Consider the following 16,651-nt stretch of genomic DNA (forward strand, 5'->3'; position numbering starts at 1 on the left):
CTAAAGCTCCGAATCAGCAACTACAGTAACCTGCCCAGAAGCGCTCGAGCCGCCGTCCATAGTGAAGAACAGCGTACTGCCACGGGCATTCAGCGTAGCCGGGGCAATGCTCCCCGAAACTACCGTCAACGCTGGAACTGCACGTTTTGGCACCTTGTAGAGAACGTTCTTGAAGAACGCACCGTCTGATGTAGCAATGAACGCCAAGGGCTCATAGAACCGATAGCAGAGCATCAATTCAGCGCCAACTGGGCGCGGCTCGAAAGCTGTGGAAGAGCTTCCCCGCTCTAATTTCGGTCGGGAGTAAGTGACACCGGATGCCGTCAGTTGAACGATCATGTTTCCGCTACCGGTCGGAGTGAGCGTCACTCCTCTGCGACCGGATCCAGCCGATATGGTCCCGCTCGCTCCCCCCACGCTTACGGCGATAGATCCACTTGGGTTCTCTACGCTGATCGTTAACGGCAACCCCCAAGCCATTTGCGGGGATTCGACCACCTGCTGCAGAGGACCGCTGGTATGCGTGTAGACGCCGGTGGCGGCGTTTATTGAGACGTTGCAGCCTCCTGCCCCAGCCTTCCACCGGTCATATCCATACGCTCCGGCCGCAAGCGCACCACCAACAAAGCCACGATGATTGATAGGTAGACCGCAATTGATAAGCATGTTGTCGCCGCCGACTGACGCCAGCCCCAGCATCAACGCATACAGTTCTTCGAAGTTCGCATTCGACTTGTCAAATGCCAGCTTTGCCGGGTCACCCTTGTAGGCCCCATGGTCAGTAGTTGTGTCGATTATTTGGCGTACCATGGTGATCCCTTACGGCTGGAACGTCTGTTCGAACGTGGCATTGAGCGTGTAGACGCCATTGCCATGCGGGGTGATGGTGTAGGTCTCGCAGAGGTACAGGCCCTGCGCACCGAGCGGCGGCGTCCAGAGGAAGGACACCGCGCCCTTCCGCGCACGCAGGAAGGCCAGCGCGGGCCCGACCTTCGACTCGCGGCCAACGATGGAGATCGGCCACTGCTGGGTCTCGTTGTTCAGGCCATCGGCAGCGGTCTGTCGGTAGCCGTCGCCGAACTGAGCAGCGCGCGTGCGGAAGTCGCCGGTGCCGGTGATCTCGGTGCGCACGCACCAGGTGAATACCTCAGCCATTTCGCACGCTCATCTGGTGGAAGAGACCGCCCGGGCGGGACTGCTGCACGGCCCACTGATTGATCATTGCCAGGAACGCCCTCTGGATCTGCTGCCCCTCTTCGTCACCGCTACCCTGCTGGCTGGTGCTGGTGCCCTCAGACGTGACGTTCAGGGTGGTGTTGAACTGGTTCGTGGGTCCGCCGCCACCGGGCATCGACGATGCAGGGAGCCCTGCGGTGATGGGCCGGACCGAGCCGGCATCGCCGGGAATCAGGTACGTCTTTCCGCCCTGGTCGAACAGCTCCGGACGACCGCCCTCGCCCACGCGATACATGCTTCCTGCCGCTACCGGGCCGCCGCCGGCGCGGCCACCTGACGAGCCAATGGCCGAGCCGATCGCGTTGACCCAGCCCGCGCCGGCGCCGCTGTAGCTGCTGGCCCAGCTGCCAATCATCTTGAAGATCTGCGAAGCAGCTGCCTGTGCGGCCATCTTCTGCAGGGCCTTGGCGAACCCCTGAACCATGCCGCCAAGGCCTTCGGAGAACGGATCGAACAGGAAGTCGGCGAAGGCGTCCTGCATGTTGCGGGCAGCCTGGTCGGCAAAGACGCTCATCTGGCTGTTCGCTTCTTGGGTCTTGCTGGCCAGGTCTTGCAAGCCGTCTCCGTAGAGCGCAGCGAAATCGTCCTGTGCGTCCTTCACCGCGGCCAGGTTGCGGAGCACCTCCGCCTGCGCTTCGCTCAGCGCCCCAAACGCGTTGGTCTGAATGTCGTAGTTCAGCTTTGCCGATTCGCTCAGGTCACCATGCAGGGCGATCTCGCGTTCCAGCTTTGCGATCTGGTCATCCGCACGGCTGCTGCCGGCGCCGTACAGCGCTTCGTAGTCCTCCTGGATCTGCTCCAGCAGCGACTTTTCCTTGGTCAAGGCACCCGCACGGCGATCCGATGCACCAGCGGCACCAGCCCCCGCAGCAGGGCCGCTCCCCGGAATGCGCGCTGTGCTGTCGACCGAACCCGTCACCCCCTTGAAGCTCTCGCCGGCGGCCTCCGACCTGTACCGCTTTGTCAGTTCCCTCTGGATGTCGAGCCGTTTGGCTTCAAGGTCATTGATGCGCTTCAGGCGCGCTTCCTCCTGCCCGTCGGTCAGCGGCAGGCCGAACAAGCCTGAGGTGTTCTTCTTGGAGTAGTTGATCTGGTCGGTCAGCCGCGCCATCTGGGTGTTCAGGGCATCTTCGCCGGCATCGCCGACCATTCCACCCGCGTCCAGCTTTCGTAGCTGGTTGGCCTTGTCGATGAAATTGACAATCAGCACGGCGCCGTTGGCCATCTCGGCGGCCAGGTCGCCCACCCACTTCGTGATCGAGACGAACGCGCTCTTCGTCTGGTCCGAGCCCAGGAACGCTGTCAGCTCCTTGAACTGCGGCAGCAGCTCGGCCGCGACCTCATTCTTCAGGCCCTGGAACGCAAGCTGGATCAGGTTGGACTGTTCCTTCACCTCCTTCATAGCCTTCAGGGTGTCGGCGTCGAGCACCGCGCCCAAGCGCTGCGCCTCATCGCCCCACTTCCGGAAGCCCTCGCCGTTACGCGCCAGCAGCGGCGCCAGCATCGACGAGTCGCTGGCGATCGCCTCCATGTAGAAGACCATCTCTGCCTGGCTGGCGCCTGCCTGCTCCAGAGCGGTGTAGTAGCGCTGCAGGACTTCCGGGCCGCTCAGGTGCTGCAGCTCCTTCGCGGTCAAGCCGATGCGCGGCGCGATCTGCTCGAAGAAGTCCTTCATTGCGCCGCCGCCGGTCTGCAAGAAGTCACCCAGCTTGTCCTGGGTATCCTTGAAGATGTCGGCCAGCTTGTCCTGCTGGATTCCAACGGTGGCCGCGCCGGCGGCCATGCGCTGGAACACTTGCTCGTTGCTTCCAGACAGGCGGGAGAACTTCTCCAGTTCCGCCGATGCATCTACCAGCTGCCGGGTCCAGCCCAGCACGGCTGTTCCCGCCGTGGCCAGGCCGCCAGCAACGGTGCCGCCAATCAAGCCGAAGGCGCGTCCAATGTCAGCGGCAGTGTCGCCAGCATCCTTGCCAAGCTTTTTCATCTGCTTGGACGCGCGATTGGTGTCGGTCTCGAACGACCCCGTGCGCATCAGTAGGTCGACAACGATTGAGCCGGCAGTGGCCATGGTGTGGTCCAGTCAGGTTAGAAGCCGAGGGCCTTGGATACATCGCGATCGGCGTCGCTCAGAACCGGGTCGTCAGGGCTCGGGGCGAGGAAACCGATGATGCTTTCGTACTTGCCGCCGAAAGCGGTACTGAGCACTGCAGCCGGGCGGTGGAACCGATGCAGATCGTCGAATGGATACAGCTCGTAGAAGGCACGCCAACCGTTCAGTTCAGCGGCCGGCATCGCGTCGATCTCGCCGAGGGTCTTCCCGAGGCTCAGAGCGAGCTGGTATCGGAACCACTCTCCGCTTCCTCGGCGGGCAAGCTCTCCTTTCCCTGGTAACTGTGCACCTCGCTGATCGCCTTGGTCAGTGCAATCTGGACAGCGAACTTCAAGCGCTTGGCGTCCACCAGCGACAGGGCTTGCTTACCTTCCGGGTCGCAGATTGCTTTTGCGATCAGACGCGCCATTGAATCTGCCTGCTTGTCCGAATCGTCGCTGGCCTGCCCGGCGAAGAAGGCGCGCAGGACTCCAGCATCCTGCTCGCGGATGTAAAAGGTGTGCTTGCGGCCGTCGGCAAGCTTCACCTCGCGCCGATGCACGTCTTCGGAGATGAAAAGCGAGGGGTCCAGCAGCGGTTCTGCGGTGTTGGTGGTCTCAGTCATGGGGCGCTTCCGTAGGGATGTTGCGCCACGGCGCCGCTGGGGCGCCGGGCACTTGGATGGGATCAGGACAGCGGCTTGCCGTAGCGGGTGACGCCGCCGCTGCGCTGCACGGTGACCGTGCCTCGCACGATCTCGTTGGTGGCGATGTCGATGTTCACGTCGGAGATGTAGCCGTTGAACAGGAAGCCGGAGCGGGCAGTGGCCAGCGGCGGGACCAGTTCGTCTTCGCTGTCGAGCGTGGGCGTTGCGGTGCCGTCGCTCAGGCCGATGTACCAGCTTACGTTCTCGCCGGTGTCCTTCAGTTTGAACAGCGCGTCGTGCGATGCGTCGCTGGGGATGTAGTTGAACGGGATGGACACCTGGCCCGGGTTGCCCAGGCCTCGCTGGTACTCCTTGTCCACCGTTGCATCCAAGCAGGTGGATTCGATCTGGTCGGCAGCTCCGCCCAAACCGGATGCTCCTGTCGGGCAGGCGAACTTCACGATCGCCGGGCCGCCGGCCGCATTCGGGTTGACGAAGAACAGATGGGTGCCCTGGGTCTTGACGACGCCCTCGGTCATGGCAGTTTCCTCTGAAGGGCCGCACGAGGGCGGCATTACGGATGACCAGCGTTCAGCGCTGGTCGATGAAATCGGCTTCGAGGCCGATGCGGTACAGCTTGGTTTCGGTATCGCGGTTGTTGACCGCGACCCTGTTGACGATCAGGACGGCATCAAGTGCCGCGCGTACGGCGTTCGCCAACTGCTCCACGCCTTCATCCTTGGCGTGGTAGCAGTCGATCTGGACTGTGGTGAAGTCACCGCCTGGCGCGGAACTCAGGTTGTCGAAGGCCGAGCCCGTAATGACCTGCCAGACAACGTAGGGCCGCTTCTCCGTCTGCGCGATTTCGCCATGACGCGCGATGCGGTCCTCAGCAATCGCCATCACGGCTGGCGTATGGATCGTTCGGAACACCTTGGGGAGCATCAGCGGCTTCCTCCATTCTGCGCAGCCAGGCGCTTGGTGACCTGCTCCAAACGCTTAAGCAAATCCTCAGTGACCACGTCGATCACTTGGCTGCCTCTGCGCTGTACCGCTGGCCGCAGCCATGGTCTGGCAGGCTGCGAAGCTGATCCGTACTCCATCAGTTGCGCAGCGCGCAGAGTGGTGGTCTTTGCGCCGTTGGCATTGATGTAGCTGCGCCGCTTGACCCTGACCAGCTGGCGCTCGCCCTTCGTGCCAACGGGCGCTTTGCCTCGGCTGGCCACGATGTGTTCCACAGTCGTGCCAGTGGTATCACCGCCACCCTCGGCCACTGACCGCCGGAAGTTGTCCTTGGCGTGATCGCGCAACAGTCTGGCGCCTTTGGCCAGCGCCAGTTTCACCGGGCCGCCGCGCTTACTCACCACTTCTGCGGGCAGTGCCTCCAAGATGCTCAACACGCCGTCCAACCCGTGGAGCTGAAATTCCACTTTCACAGGTATACCTCGGCGTCTTCGCCAATCCAGTCGCGCAGCAACGCGCCATTGGCGTCGGCCTCGCCTCTGAACTCGGGGTCATGCCCCATGCCGATGCCGCCTCGCCCAGACAAGCCCTTGATGCCCACCACGCGGTGGCCACCGAACAGGCGCCGGTCGCGCGGGCGGCGCCACAGTTCGAGGTCGATGAACTTCGGGCGCGATCGGCAGGCTGCGGCGAAGTCCTGCAGCGCCGAGCCGCGCATGGCCGTGCAACACAGGCTGGCGTGGCCGGTGTTAACCAGCTGTCGGCCGCGGCGCTGCTCCACGTTGTAGTAGCGGGCGCGGTGCTCGCCGACCAGCTCGGCGTGCTGTAGCTCGGCGGCAACCGTGGTCAGCCAGTCCGGCGCATACCAGTCGTCGTCCTCGATGATCACCAGGCTGTCAGCCGGATCGACTGCGGCCAGGCCCTTCAACAGGTTGCGAGCCTGCGTGTTCTGGCCCGGCGCCCAATGCGGCGAAGGCCGGACCAGCACCAGCTGCCAGCCATCCCGGCGAAAGGTCACAGGCTGCGGCTCGGGGCCGTCGTCGACGATGATCCAGCGCACCGGGCCGGTGTAGTCCTGTCGCGCCATCCAGCGCTCGCACAGCGCCCAGGCAGCCGGCCGGGCACCGGTGGCCGTGAGTAGCGTCAGCATCGGGCCACCGCGAACGTGTGCATCGGCAACCGGCGACGGGCCACGCCGCGCTCGCCGTGGTCGTTCAGTTCAATCGGCACCTCGCCGGCGTACTCGGTGGCGATGTCGCTGAAGCCGGCATCGGCCAGCAGCAGCCGCAGGCCGCTCTGGCTGTAGCGGTAGTAGTCGTCGGGGTAGCCGTGCTCCGGGAAGGCGAACAGCGTGGTGATTACCAGCAGGCGGTCCGGCTGCAGCACCCGGCGCAGCTCCGGCAGCGCCAGCCACGGCCTGGCCACGTGCTCCAGCACTTCCGAGCACACGATGCCGCTGAAGCGCCCTGTCCATTCGGCCGGTAGGTCGTGGATGTCGGCCACCTGGTCGACGCCCTCGCCTGCCTGCATGTCGATGCCGGTCCACTGGCCGGTAGCCAGATCGCGGTTCGTACACCACCAGGCAGCCGGGTCATGGATGCGGCTGCCGACCTCCAGCACGTCATCGCCCAGGGCACCGGCATGGCTCTCGATGTAGGCGCGGATGCGACCGCGCACCGAGTTAAGCGGCAATCTGTTCATCGAATTCAAAGCACCTGAGAGCTGAGCCGGCCGTGCAGTTCACGACGCGGACGTGTGGGTTCTGGCTCGCCCACTGGGCGAACTGCAGCTGATGGATCTGTCGACGGGATGGCGCGGTGTTGCGCAGGCCGTTGGTGTACGGCCCGAAAAAATGGGAGCCGTGCAGGTCAAACCCGTGGAGGCGCACCAGCGTGGCGCCCAGCGACGCCGCTACTGCCAGGCCAAGCACACCGCTGTTCCAGTTGGTTCGCGCCCCGGCAAGCTGCTGCAGCCCCGCTTTTCGATGCGCGGTGTATCGCGCTCCCTGAAATTGCATCGCATCGGGGTGCATGTCCCACCACTGGACGTCGCTGGCAGCCAAGAACTCCGCCCAAGGCGCCAGCTCGAAGGCGTTACCGACAACGCCAACCCGACGGCCGCGCAGCCTTTCGGCCAGGCTCGCCGATGCGCTCGGGCCTGGTCCAAGAAGGTCGATCTCGATCATTGGCCGTCGTTGACCCCGGCCGAGACGGGAATGGTGATGTACTCCAGCCCCGATACCTTGTCCGGCAGCAGGCCGGCAATGTTGAAGATCTCGCCACGGTGGACCAGCCGCATCGTCGGCAGCATGCCCTCGCGATAGCGCATGGTGATCCGTGCGGTGACGGCGGCCTGCGTCTGCCCGGACTGGATGAACTCGCGGGCCGACAGCGGCTCCACCGAGGCCCACACCGTGGCCACGCCGACCCACACCGTCTGCGACACGCCATCGCTATCCCTGGAGGTCACCTGCTGCTGGATCAGCACGCGGTGCCGCAGGGTGCCAGTCGCTACGTTGCTCATCAGGCCACCGTCGTACGGCGCAGGGGCGCCAGCTGCGCGGTGGCGGCCTTCGACAGCACATAGCCGTGGCCAGCATCGGCCGGCACTACGTTGTCGCCCTCGCCTTCCCGGAAGCGGTACTTGGAGGCCAGCTCCAGCAACGTGGCGGCGATCACCGCAGGATGCAGGATTGGCTCACCGTTGCTGTCCTCTGCCGGCACCGGCCGGCCAGCGCTGTCCCGCACCAGCTCGCCATCCGAATCGCGCTGGAGAACGTACAGGCGCCACTCCTGTTTCAGCCAGGTCGCCACCGATGCGGAGACGGCAGGGATCCAGATCGCCAGCCAGCGGTCGTCGGCGTCGCTGTCGATGCGCATCTGCTCGCGGGCGTCGGCCCGGGTGACGAACTCATGCATAACTGCCACCCAGCTGCACGGGCTCGGCCGGTACGCGCACGCTCTTGCCGTCCTTTCCGTCCCGGCCCTTGCGCGCTGCAAGGATCCAGTCATCCGCGTTCTCCAGGCACGGCCGCGAAGCGTTATCGCGCTTGGCGATCCACAGCGCCCCGTCGTGCGTCACCGACTGGCCCGCCTTCATGCCCAGGCCGTCGCGGTGGAAGCCGCGGTGCACCATGTACGGCAGCACCAGCTCGGCCCGGCGCTCGCCAGCGCCCAAGGTAATCACGAAGCCGCGCTCGGCGTCGTATTCGCCGGCGGCCGTTTCGAAGCTGAGCCCGTCCCGGCCATCTTCACCGACGACCTTGCCCAGCCTGACCGCCTCGCCCTTGGTGGTGGTGATCACCAGCTCGCCGGCACGATCGATCATGGCGCCGGCCAGGCCGACGCCGTCTGCACCGGCCTGCGGAGGGTTCTCGGTCAGGTACTTGGCGACCGCTGCGGCCAGCTGCGGCTCGGTGACCGGATCGGCGTCCCGGCCATCCTTCGGCACCGGCAGCGCATCAACAGCGGCCTTCACGGTTGCCTCGATCACTGCGGGGTCTGCGTCGCGGCCGTGCTGCACCGGATTGGCTTCGAAGTGCTTGGAAACCGCATCGGACGTGGCCACGTCGAGCAGCGTCAGCAGGCGAGGCGATTCCAGCAGCTTTGCCACCACCAGGTCGGCCAGCGCATCCACGTCCACCGGCTCCGCGTCCTGCCCGGGATCGCCCTTCTCCGGTGCAAGCTCTCGCAGCTCCTGCAGCTCGCGCTTCACCGGCGCGATCGCCTCGCGGATCAGGCCGCCGATCTCCTTGCCGAAGTCGATGGGGTCAGTCATTGCGGAATACCTCGGCTCGCGCGGCGTGAAGGGCCTTCATCATGAAATTCTCCTGCTGCAGCGCGCGCAGTTCGTCGCTATCGTCAGGCGGCGTGTCGTCGTCGGTGGCCGGCACAGCAGGCTGCGGCTCTGGCGCGGCGCTGATCTTGTTCTGGCTGACCTGGTCCAGCGGGTAGTCCTGCTGCTGCATGTAGACGGTGTCGCCGCCTTCCAGCGGCGGAAGGTTGAACGCAAGCCGGCCCTCGTTCGGGGTCTCAATGCCACCACCGGTCAGCTTGGTGTGCACGTCCGCCTGCTTGCCCACGTCCATTCGCAGCAGCGGCTCCAGATCCAGTTCCACGCCCATCGGGCGGGAGATGCCAAGGCCCTCGTCCAGAAGCTCTTCGATGCCCTCGATGTGCGCCTGCAGCGCATCCGAGTAGTACAGCTGGTTGATGTCGTCGACCTTCATGCCCGCAGGGATTGAGCCGATGCCGATCTTGAACGGCGGAATGCCGAACGGCTGACACACCTGCTCGTCGGAGTACCGCATCTGCTCGACCATCTGCGAATCGGCCGCCTTGAAGGCGAACGGGGTGAACTTCATGTCCGCACCGACCACGGCGACCTTGCCTGCATTGGAACCTTGGAAGCTGCTATTCCAGTAATCCTTCACAGCCTGCGCATCCTCGTCGGACATGCCGGCCGGCGCGGTCAGGATGCCGCCCGGGTTGGCGCCGTTGGAGAAGAAGGTGGTCGAGTCCTTCAGGATCTTGAGGTTCTTCACCGCTGGCCAGTGCGCCGCACACAGCGGCGGCACGCCGATCAGCTGGTGATGGAAGCAGTTCATCCGATCGTGAATGATCTCGGTGGCCGGCACGATCAGTTGCGTGCCTGGGTAGTTCTTCGGCAGCAGATTCTCGCCGGTGCTGTAGTTGAGCTGGTAGAAGACCTCGCCGCTATCGGACACCATGGGCTGCACGCTGCAGGGATCGAGCACCCATAGCCGGTTGACGACGCGGCGCTCATCGCGGCCCTTCAGCACGTAGGTGTTGCCCTGGATCAGCTTTGACAGCATCCAGGCTGCGCGGAACTGCTGCGCGATCTGGTAGTTGTTCGGCTTGCGCAGGACGGGCCAGTAGGCGGTGTTGTTCTTCTCGACCCGCCAGATCCCATTCTCGTCCTCAGACTTCAGCACGAACGGCAGCTTGCCGATGTCGGAGGCGATGCGGTTGAGGCAGGCGTAAAGGGTCGGGTAGCAAAGAATCGTGCTGTGCCGCTCTTCCTTGTTCTGCTGCCATGCGCCGGAAAACGGCTCACGCACGGTCAGCGAGTGCCAGCCCTCTCGCCCCGGCCGCGCATCGACGGGCGACAGGCTCCGCAGGTACTCGACGCCGTGCTGGCGAACGCCCATCGCAGTGGCCAGTTCGCGGGGCGAGAATCCGGTCATCAGTCTTTGCCCTTGGCTTCCGCAGCCTTCTGCTGCGCTTCGGCTTTCTTCGCCGCCTTCTTCGCAGCGGCCTCGGCCGCCTTCCGTGCCTTGGCTTCCGCAGCCTTCTGCTGCGCTGCTGCCAGTTCTTCCGGCGTCGGGCCAGCCGGCTGCTGCGCCTGCATGTCGCGGCGCAGGTAGCCATGGCGCTGCACCAGCATGTCGGCCACTCGCGGGTGGACTTTCGCCACCCTGCCACGCTTCTCGATTTCGACCTTGGTCATGATGTCCTCACCTGGTCCTGTAAACGCACGAAAGCGGCAGGGGCCGAAGCCCCCACCGCCGTCGATCGCTGTGGATTACGCGCCGCCCCAGCTCACGCCGGTCAAGTACGCCACACCGGACGCGCGACGACGCGCCCAGTTGATGTAGCGCTCTGCGCGGAACGCGGTGCTGTTGGTCTGGAACATCGAGACCATGGTGGTCGGGCTGCCAGTCGCCGAGTTGTTGGTCGGGTTGTCCAGCATCTGCAGCGAGGCTTCCTGCGACGCATCGACCGTGACCTGTCCATCGTCCGCCAGCCAGATGTCGGAGGCGTTGACCAGCACCACGATGCCACCGTCGCTGGTGACCGGCAGATAGTCGGACACGATCACCGGCACACCGTTGAAGGTGCCACCGTTCATGGTGATGCCCGGGAACTCCGGCTGACCCAGCGGATTCAGCATCAGGCTCAGGGCCAGCGCGGTGGTGCTGTCCATGATGTACACCGCACTGCGCGGCGGATTGCGCGCCGCGATGAATGGTGCCCACAGTGCCTTCAGGTCCGCACGGATGGCATCGGCGTCGTTGCCCGAAGAAGGGATCGCGGTCGCGCCGTTGGTGATCGACGCCGGGGACACGTTGGCTACGGCCGCCTTCGCCGGGTTGACGAAGTCGATGTCCAGACGCTCATTCACGGCAGCGGCCAGCGCATCGCGTACCAGTCGTTCGGCCGACGGGCTGGAGAAGCGGATCAGCTCGTTGGTCAGAACCGAGATCGCCGCCACCTTCGCCCAGCGCAGCTCGGTCGCGTTGAAATCGAACGCGGTGAGCGGCTTCGGAGCACCTTCACCCACCCAGCCGGCGCTGCCACCGCTGGTCTGGCCGGCAATGCGCACGTTGAACGGAATGCTGTTCAGCGCCGGGATGTTGCCCTGGCCGAACTGGCCAATGATGCCGCGCGGACGCTGGAACTCGACGAAATCCCCGGCGAAATTCTGGTAGTCCACCAGCGGCGCAGCGAAGGTCGGGTCCAGCGTGGTGCCGGCCTCGATCGTCGCCTTCATGATCAGTTCGAGGTCAGCGCCTTCGGCCTGGGCCTTCAGCGTGCGCACGACGCGATCGCTTTCCGGGAAGTGGCGTTCGGCGAGGCGGAATGCCTTCTCCGCATTGCCCTTGGCCTTCAGCTGGCACATGGCATACCGAGCGAACTCGATGCCCTTCTCCAGCTTCTGGGTGTTCTTCACCTGAACCGGCTCCAGGCTGCGGCCTTCGCCGCCGGCGACGCGGTTGCCGTTCTCGTCGGCGATGGGGGCGACCGGCTTGGCCGACTTGGCCTGGATCGCCACCAGCTTATCGAAGCGCTCGATGTCACCGTCCAGGTTCTTGATCTGGTCGCCGATGGCATCGAACTCTTCCTGCTCGGCAGTGTTCATCGAGCGCTTCTCGGCCATCGACTTTTCGACGACGGTGCTGAGTTTCTTTTCCAGCTCGGCGCGGGTTGCGCGGAGGGCTTCCAGCTGTTCTGCGAGGGTCATGACAGTTTCCTTGTGGCGCAGCCGTTCGGCCCGGATTCCACGCCGGGCAGTGCCTGCAGATGATGGGTAGCGGGTTCCACCCCGCAGGGCCATGCGGCCCGGTGCTTCAGTGCAGCAACTTCACCGCGCCGTCGGCCGGTCGTTCGACCTTTGCCGCCTGGCGCTGGATGAGAGGGACGCCGTAGTTCACCGGTCGCCGCGCGCCGGTATCCATGGCCTTGATCGTCTGGATGGTCGCCGCGGCGTTGGCCGGAATGGTGACCAGGGAAAGCTCGTAGATCTCGGTCTCGGTGAAGCGGATGCCGCCACCGTCCATGTAGCTGTACTCCAGCGCGCGGAAGCCGATCGACACGCCGCGCACCAGCTGTTCCTTCACCGACTGCCAGGCGAGGTCGCAGAGATCCTTCAGCGCGCCGGGGGTGGCGATCTTCGCCACGCTAGCGGTGAACGGGATGCCCTTCGCCGTCGGCTTGCCGAACTTCACGATGCCCACCGGGCTGTCGTGGCGGTGCTGCCACAGCAGCGGCAGCTCGGCGGCGAACTTGGCGCCCAGCGGCTCGACGATGTCGCCATAGCGATCCGGCTCCGGCGTGGTCGCCCAGCCGGTGATGATCTGCTGGTCGTCGTCGTAGGACTTGACCTCCAACACGCTGTAGGCGCGGTTCTCGTTGTTCATCGGGCTCCACCCAGAGTCATGAGGATGAGTTTCTTGTCGCTCTTCTCTTCTGCGACCGGGATGCTGATGCCTATGGCCATCAGCAATGCCGTCATGTCGTCGATCTTGTCTGCAGATCGGCGCTTGTCCGGCGCCATGTTCAGGTTCACGTCCTTGCGCGCGACGAGATTCGCCGCGCACCACGCGAGCACCGGGTCGCCGTCGTGCACCAATCGCTTGCTGATGTAGGCCCGCTCCAGGTCCACCATCGCTGGGTGGTAGGACTTCGTGCCCTGGATGAATTCAACCAACGGAACCTCCGCGGCAACCAGCCTGCTGACCATCTCGGTCGCGTTCCAGCGGTCGAACGCCAGCGACTGCAGGTTGAACCGCTCGTGGACATCCAGAACCGCCTTCTCGATCACCGCGTAGTCGGTGACCTCGCCCTCGGTTTGCTCCAGCAAGCCGGCTGCTACCCAACCTGCATACGGAACCGTTCCGCGCTCGGTTCGCTGCGCCACTGCGGACTCTGGAACCCAGCGACGGCCCCATGTGATGATCTTGTCGTCCAAGCGCCAGACCAATCGCAGCGATGCAAGGTCGCGCGTACTGGCGAGGTCGAGCCCACCCCAGCAGGGAACGTCCTTCAGCGCCTCCAGGTCGACTGCGCCATGGCAGGCGTTCCACTTCGGCAGCAGGATGAAGCCATTCGCTGCAGCAGCAGGACGGTTAAGCCGCTTGATTTGGAACTCAGCGAGCTTCGAAGGCATCGCCTTCGCCTCGATGGATTCCTTCCTGATCGCCGCCAGCAGATGGGGATTGACGTCCATCAACGGGTTGGCCTTGTGCCAGGCCTTCTCGTCGAAGTCGCCGTCGTCCTTGTCAACCGCGAAAAAGATGGCCAGGAAGTGATCGGCCGCGTCGCCGAACACCCCCTCCAGAAGCTGTGTCGCGAACTGCCGAATCTCCGACCATGGGCCGGGATTCGCGTAGCCCTCGGTGGTGGTGAACAACCACAGAGGATTCCGCCGAGCACCGGCGGCCGATTGCAGAACGTTCAGCAGATCAGGCGTCTTGTGCGCGTGGATCTCGTCGAGGCCGACATGGGACGGGTTCAGACCATCCTGCGTCGAGGCCTTGGCGTTGATCGGTTTGAAGGTCGCGCCGGTTTCTACTCGGCTGATAGCGTTTGCCCAACACTCCAGTCCGTAGGCTTCGCGCAGATCAGCCTTCTTCTCGGCCATCCGCTTGGCCACGTTGAAGATGATTCGAGCCTGGCTACCGGTGGTGGCGGCCGAGATGACCTGGGCGCCTTCTTCCTCTTCGCAGCATTCGCAGTACAGCAGGATCGCCGCCGACAACGTCGACTTCGCGTTCTTACGTGCTACCGCGAACAGCGCTGAAGTGAAGCGACGCGTTCCGTCAGCCTTGCGAAAACCAAAGAGTTGGACCACGAACCAAACATGGGACGGATGAAGCCGGATCTCTGGCGTCTCCCACTTTCCTTCAACGTGCGGCAGTAGTTCTATCCAGCTGCAGGCGTGGTTGGCGTGGTCGCGCGAGAATGTGAAGGGGCTTCCCTTCTTCTTGGCTCTCTTCAGGTCATCCAGGAACCGTTTCGCCGCCAGCTTGATCAGCCGGCCGAACTTGCCTCCACGATCCGCCGCTGCCCTCTTTGCATACTCAACCGCTACATCAACGTAGTCACTTGCCGGCGGCGCGGGGCTTTCCGAGCGCGGCGAACGCGTTGCCCGGCTTTTCCGTGTCGCCATTCGGTTTCACCTTTCCCTGCGCTATGGGCGTCAGGCCGAAGTCATTCATCAGTCCGCGAAGCTGGGCGACCATCGATGCGACCGGAGCTTCGCCCGCGGCGTAGAGCTGGACAGTCTTGCCATGCAGAGCGCAGAGCTGGCCGAGCGCTGACAATCCAGCCTCGGTCAGCAACTTGTTGGCGTGGAGGATCGGAGCTAGTCGCTCCCATTCCTTGTGTGCGTGAGCGTTCGGGAGCCAGTCCGGAGCGGGTGGCACGTCGGACACTAGGGGGAGTTCAGCAGCTGCGGGGGCTGCTCGGTCGGGCCGGTCCGTGCCGGCCACCACCTTCAATGCGGTCGGCTTGCGGGGACGGGACATGTGGAACCCTCAAAAACTGAATTTTCTGAATTGACGGTGCAAAAAAACGACTGAGCGGCCGGTGTCCGAGGGCATCGCCTCAAACTTTTTCCCCTCCCCCCTTCATTTTTGTTGCGAATCATTCTCATTTGTTACATTGCGTCCGCGCCGTGGATGCGAACGATTCGCACCTCTGGCCGCCTCAGCCTTCGTCTTCACGTCGTGGCAGCGGATGCAGATCGCCTGCAGGTTGTCCATCGTGTCGGTGCCACCCTCGGCTTGCGGCACGATGTGGTCCACCTCATCGGCTTGGGCGATCCGACCGGCGTGCCGGCAGGGCTGGCACAGGTACTTGTCACGCTGCATCACCGCGTCACGCTTACGGCGCCAAGGCCTACCACCTCGACCTTTGCCGTAGTTCTCTGGCGCGGCTTGGGCAACATGGACAGGTGCCAGCTGAGGCATCGGACGGTGACGACCTGGGAACCTAGCCATCAGGGAACTCCACTTCGACCTTTCCGCGAAGGGTCCTGCTGATGGCTCGCTTGCCGTGCTTGTGGATGCGCAGGGGCTTCTCGTAGAAGCGCACGATGCCCTTTCGCGTATCCGCATAGAAGACCTGCTCCACAACCATTCCATTCACTACCACCTTGCGGCGGCCACGGCCGTCATCGCGGGTGTGAACGTGATCTGGTGTGGCCATCAGCCGAGGCTCTGCGACTGGTCGCGCTCACCGGGAACCAGCTCACCGTCCAGGCTGCGGGAGGGTTCGTCCTGCCCGTCCTCGCCCTCAGCTGCCAGTGCCGTCAACAGAGCATCGAGCTTTCCGTTGATCTCCAGTAGTGACTCTTGGCTGCCAGGCGCAACCTCCATGCCGCACGGAAGGAGAACAACAGCGCGGTCCGGAAACGCCTCGGCGAGGCGAGACCGAAGCAGCGTCAATCCTGCGGGGGTTGGCTCCGTTGCATCCGCTCGGAACTGGAGAATCAGCGGATCCTTCATGGCTTCACCTGCTTCTGTTCGTTGGCCTGATCCAGCTTCTCGATGGCGCCCAGCTGGTTGTTGCACTGCTCAAGGCTGAGCACGTTGGCGTTGTAGGCTGACACCACGCTCTCGATGGTCCGCTGGGTTGCGCGCTTCACCGGGCAGCGGGTGGTCAGGGCCGCCGGCACGGCCACGGTGCGCTCGACGGTGACGTACACGGTCTGCGGGATGTCGGGCTTCTGGGCCTTGCTGCAGCTGCCGAACCCGCACAGCGGCAGGGCCGCAGCCAGGATCACAGCAACGGAATGGCGTCGCATAGGGTCTGCTCCAACTGCTGCCGGCATCCCGGCTGGGTCTTGGCTGCCTGCAGGGCCTGCTCGGCCTGGGTAGCGCGGCGCTGGGTCTGGGCTGCGGCTGCCTCGGCAAGGCGGGCCGCCTCCTTGGCTGCCTGCTGCTGGCGGGTGGCCTCGTCGATTGCGCGCTGGGTCTGGCGGTTCACTTCCTGCAGCAGCTGACCGGCGGCATTGGCTGCGCGCAGGTTCTCTGCAGCTTCCGCCTGGGCGTCGTCGCGCTGCTTCTCGGTCCTGGCGATGCTGGCCTGGTCCTGCGCGGCCTGGCGGCTCTCGCCACGCTGACAGCCGGACACATACAGGCCGCCGGCGAGCAACGCCACCAGACCCCAGCGGATCAGGACCGCATACGGCCGGATCGGATCAGGAATCAGCATGCCTGCCACCCAGCTTGGGCTGAACGAAGATGCGCGACACTGCAGCGAGGAACGAGGTCACGCCAGCCGATGCCAGGGCGCTGTAGGCCACGGTCTGCTTGAATCCGGCATGCACCTCCGGCAGCCAGTCTGCAGGCAGGAGGGCATATGCAGCGATGATCCCCAGCGCGGTTGCACTGATTACGCCCGCCAGTAGCGACAGGCGAACCGACCAGAGCCGCCAGAAATGGCGCCGGTCGCTGGTGAGTTTCATCTTCT

26 protein-coding genes are annotated in these 16,651 nt (G+C 64.4%); all 26 read right to left on the bottom strand.

The genetic code is table 11. From position 1 onward, the window contains the following. The 26 genes from QOL57_RS01220 to QOL57_RS01345 all read right to left on the bottom strand — a co-directional run bounded on the left by QOL57_RS01220 (position 1) and on the right by QOL57_RS01345 (position 16,646). On the bottom strand, positions 1-810 hold the full coding sequence (locus QOL57_RS01220) for a hypothetical protein (protein WP_141134264.1): 810 nt from the start codon (positions 808-810) through the stop codon (positions 1-3). A 9-nt stretch (positions 811-819) separates the two neighbouring features. Further along, the gene (locus QOL57_RS01225; protein ID WP_089240766.1) at positions 820-1,155 is read right to left on the bottom strand and encodes a phage tail protein; all 336 of its coding nucleotides are present in this window, start codon (positions 1,153-1,155) and stop codon (positions 820-822) included. Continuing rightward, positions 1,148-3,304 carry a hypothetical protein gene (locus QOL57_RS01230; RefSeq protein WP_089240764.1) on the bottom strand — a complete coding sequence of 719 codons (2,157 nt, stop codon included), beginning with the start codon at positions 3,302-3,304 and terminating at the stop codon, positions 1,148-1,150. Before QOL57_RS01230 ends, QOL57_RS01225 begins: the two co-directional genes overlap by 8 nt. A 17-nt stretch (positions 3,305-3,321) precedes the next feature. Continuing rightward, a complete protein-coding gene (locus tag QOL57_RS01235; RefSeq protein WP_089240762.1) occupies positions 3,322-3,528 on the bottom strand; it encodes a hypothetical protein in 207 nt (68 codons plus the stop codon). A 32-nt stretch (positions 3,529-3,560) separates the two neighbouring features. Beyond that, the gene (locus tag QOL57_RS01240) at positions 3,561-3,950 is read right to left on the bottom strand and encodes a phage tail assembly chaperone family protein, TAC (RefSeq protein ID WP_089240760.1); all 390 of its coding nucleotides are present in this window, start codon (positions 3,948-3,950) and stop codon (positions 3,561-3,563) included. Between the two features lie 62 nt (positions 3,951-4,012). Next, on the bottom strand, positions 4,013-4,510 hold the full coding sequence (locus QOL57_RS01245) for a phage tail tube protein (RefSeq protein ID WP_089240758.1): 498 nt from the start codon (positions 4,508-4,510) through the stop codon (positions 4,013-4,015). A 52-nt stretch (positions 4,511-4,562) separates the two neighbouring features. Continuing rightward, the gene (locus QOL57_RS01250) at positions 4,563-4,916 is read right to left on the bottom strand and encodes a DUF3168 domain-containing protein (protein WP_089240756.1); all 354 of its coding nucleotides are present in this window, start codon (positions 4,914-4,916) and stop codon (positions 4,563-4,565) included. Beyond that, positions 4,916-5,407: a hypothetical protein gene (locus QOL57_RS01255; protein WP_089240754.1), complete on the bottom strand. Its 492-nt coding sequence runs from the start codon at positions 5,405-5,407 to the stop codon at positions 4,916-4,918. Before QOL57_RS01255 ends, QOL57_RS01250 begins: the two co-directional genes overlap by 1 nt. Then, positions 5,404-6,084: a glycosyltransferase family A protein gene (locus QOL57_RS01260; RefSeq protein WP_089240752.1), complete on the bottom strand. Its 681-nt coding sequence runs from the start codon at positions 6,082-6,084 to the stop codon at positions 5,404-5,406. The genes QOL57_RS01255 and QOL57_RS01260 overlap by 4 nt, the downstream gene beginning before the upstream one ends. Further along, on the bottom strand, positions 6,078-6,635 hold the full coding sequence (locus tag QOL57_RS01265; protein ID WP_089240750.1) for a methyltransferase domain-containing protein: 558 nt from the start codon (positions 6,633-6,635) through the stop codon (positions 6,078-6,080). The genes QOL57_RS01260 and QOL57_RS01265 overlap by 7 nt, the downstream gene beginning before the upstream one ends. After that, the gene (locus QOL57_RS01270; protein WP_089240748.1) at positions 6,616-7,119 is read right to left on the bottom strand and encodes a hypothetical protein; all 504 of its coding nucleotides are present in this window, start codon (positions 7,117-7,119) and stop codon (positions 6,616-6,618) included. Before QOL57_RS01270 ends, QOL57_RS01265 begins: the two co-directional genes overlap by 20 nt. After that, on the bottom strand, positions 7,116-7,457 hold the full coding sequence (locus tag QOL57_RS01275) for a phage head closure protein (RefSeq protein ID WP_089240746.1): 342 nt from the start codon (positions 7,455-7,457) through the stop codon (positions 7,116-7,118). Before QOL57_RS01275 ends, QOL57_RS01270 begins: the two co-directional genes overlap by 4 nt. Further along, the gene (locus QOL57_RS01280; protein WP_089240744.1) at positions 7,457-7,852 is read right to left on the bottom strand and encodes a phage head-tail connector protein; all 396 of its coding nucleotides are present in this window, start codon (positions 7,850-7,852) and stop codon (positions 7,457-7,459) included. The genes QOL57_RS01275 and QOL57_RS01280 overlap by 1 nt, the downstream gene beginning before the upstream one ends. After that, positions 7,845-8,711 carry a hypothetical protein gene (locus QOL57_RS01285; protein ID WP_089240742.1) on the bottom strand — a complete coding sequence of 289 codons (867 nt, stop codon included), beginning with the start codon at positions 8,709-8,711 and terminating at the stop codon, positions 7,845-7,847. The genes QOL57_RS01280 and QOL57_RS01285 overlap by 8 nt, the downstream gene beginning before the upstream one ends. Further along, positions 8,704-10,140, bottom strand: coding sequence for a phage portal protein (locus QOL57_RS01290; protein WP_176429878.1), 1,437 nt, complete (start codon positions 10,138-10,140; stop codon positions 8,704-8,706). The genes QOL57_RS01285 and QOL57_RS01290 overlap by 8 nt, the downstream gene beginning before the upstream one ends. Then, on the bottom strand, positions 10,140-10,403 hold the full coding sequence (locus QOL57_RS01295) for a hypothetical protein (RefSeq protein ID WP_089240740.1): 264 nt from the start codon (positions 10,401-10,403) through the stop codon (positions 10,140-10,142). The genes QOL57_RS01290 and QOL57_RS01295 overlap by 1 nt, the downstream gene beginning before the upstream one ends. Positions 10,404-10,478: 75 nt before the next feature. Beyond that, positions 10,479-11,918 (bottom strand): phage major capsid protein, encoded by a 1,440-nt coding sequence (locus QOL57_RS01300; RefSeq protein ID WP_198512183.1) that lies wholly within the window; start codon positions 11,916-11,918, stop codon positions 10,479-10,481. Between the two features lie 106 nt (positions 11,919-12,024). Beyond that, positions 12,025-12,594 (bottom strand): HK97 family phage prohead protease, encoded by a 570-nt coding sequence (locus tag QOL57_RS01305; protein WP_089240736.1) that lies wholly within the window; start codon positions 12,592-12,594, stop codon positions 12,025-12,027. Next, positions 12,591-14,345 (bottom strand): terminase TerL endonuclease subunit, encoded by a 1,755-nt coding sequence (locus QOL57_RS01310; protein WP_089240734.1) that lies wholly within the window; start codon positions 14,343-14,345, stop codon positions 12,591-12,593. Before QOL57_RS01310 ends, QOL57_RS01305 begins: the two co-directional genes overlap by 4 nt. After that, positions 14,278-14,703: a hypothetical protein gene (locus QOL57_RS01315; protein ID WP_089240732.1), complete on the bottom strand. Its 426-nt coding sequence runs from the start codon at positions 14,701-14,703 to the stop codon at positions 14,278-14,280. The genes QOL57_RS01310 and QOL57_RS01315 overlap by 68 nt, the downstream gene beginning before the upstream one ends. Positions 14,704-14,805: 102 nt before the next feature. Then, complete coding sequence (locus QOL57_RS01320; RefSeq protein ID WP_198512182.1) at positions 14,806-15,048, bottom strand: HNH endonuclease signature motif containing protein; 243 nt, start codon at positions 15,046-15,048, stop codon at positions 14,806-14,808. A 121-nt stretch (positions 15,049-15,169) separates the two neighbouring features. After that, complete coding sequence (locus tag QOL57_RS01325) at positions 15,170-15,385, bottom strand: hypothetical protein (RefSeq protein WP_089240728.1); 216 nt, start codon at positions 15,383-15,385, stop codon at positions 15,170-15,172. Next, complete coding sequence (locus QOL57_RS01330; protein WP_089240726.1) at positions 15,385-15,684, bottom strand: hypothetical protein; 300 nt, start codon at positions 15,682-15,684, stop codon at positions 15,385-15,387. The genes QOL57_RS01325 and QOL57_RS01330 overlap by 1 nt, the downstream gene beginning before the upstream one ends. After that, on the bottom strand, positions 15,681-15,983 hold the full coding sequence (locus QOL57_RS01335; RefSeq protein WP_089240724.1) for a hypothetical protein: 303 nt from the start codon (positions 15,981-15,983) through the stop codon (positions 15,681-15,683). The genes QOL57_RS01330 and QOL57_RS01335 overlap by 4 nt, the downstream gene beginning before the upstream one ends. Further along, the gene (locus QOL57_RS01340; RefSeq protein WP_089240722.1) at positions 15,959-16,393 is read right to left on the bottom strand and encodes a hypothetical protein; all 435 of its coding nucleotides are present in this window, start codon (positions 16,391-16,393) and stop codon (positions 15,959-15,961) included. The genes QOL57_RS01335 and QOL57_RS01340 overlap by 25 nt, the downstream gene beginning before the upstream one ends. Further along, the gene (locus tag QOL57_RS01345; protein ID WP_141134263.1) at positions 16,380-16,646 is read right to left on the bottom strand and encodes a hypothetical protein; all 267 of its coding nucleotides are present in this window, start codon (positions 16,644-16,646) and stop codon (positions 16,380-16,382) included. The genes QOL57_RS01340 and QOL57_RS01345 overlap by 14 nt, the downstream gene beginning before the upstream one ends. Between the last annotated feature and the right edge of the window lie 5 nt (positions 16,647-16,651).

The organism is Stenotrophomonas sp. yr243, assembly GCF_900184195.1.
Lineage (GTDB): Bacteria > Pseudomonadota > Gammaproteobacteria > Xanthomonadales > Xanthomonadaceae > Stenotrophomonas > Stenotrophomonas lactitubi.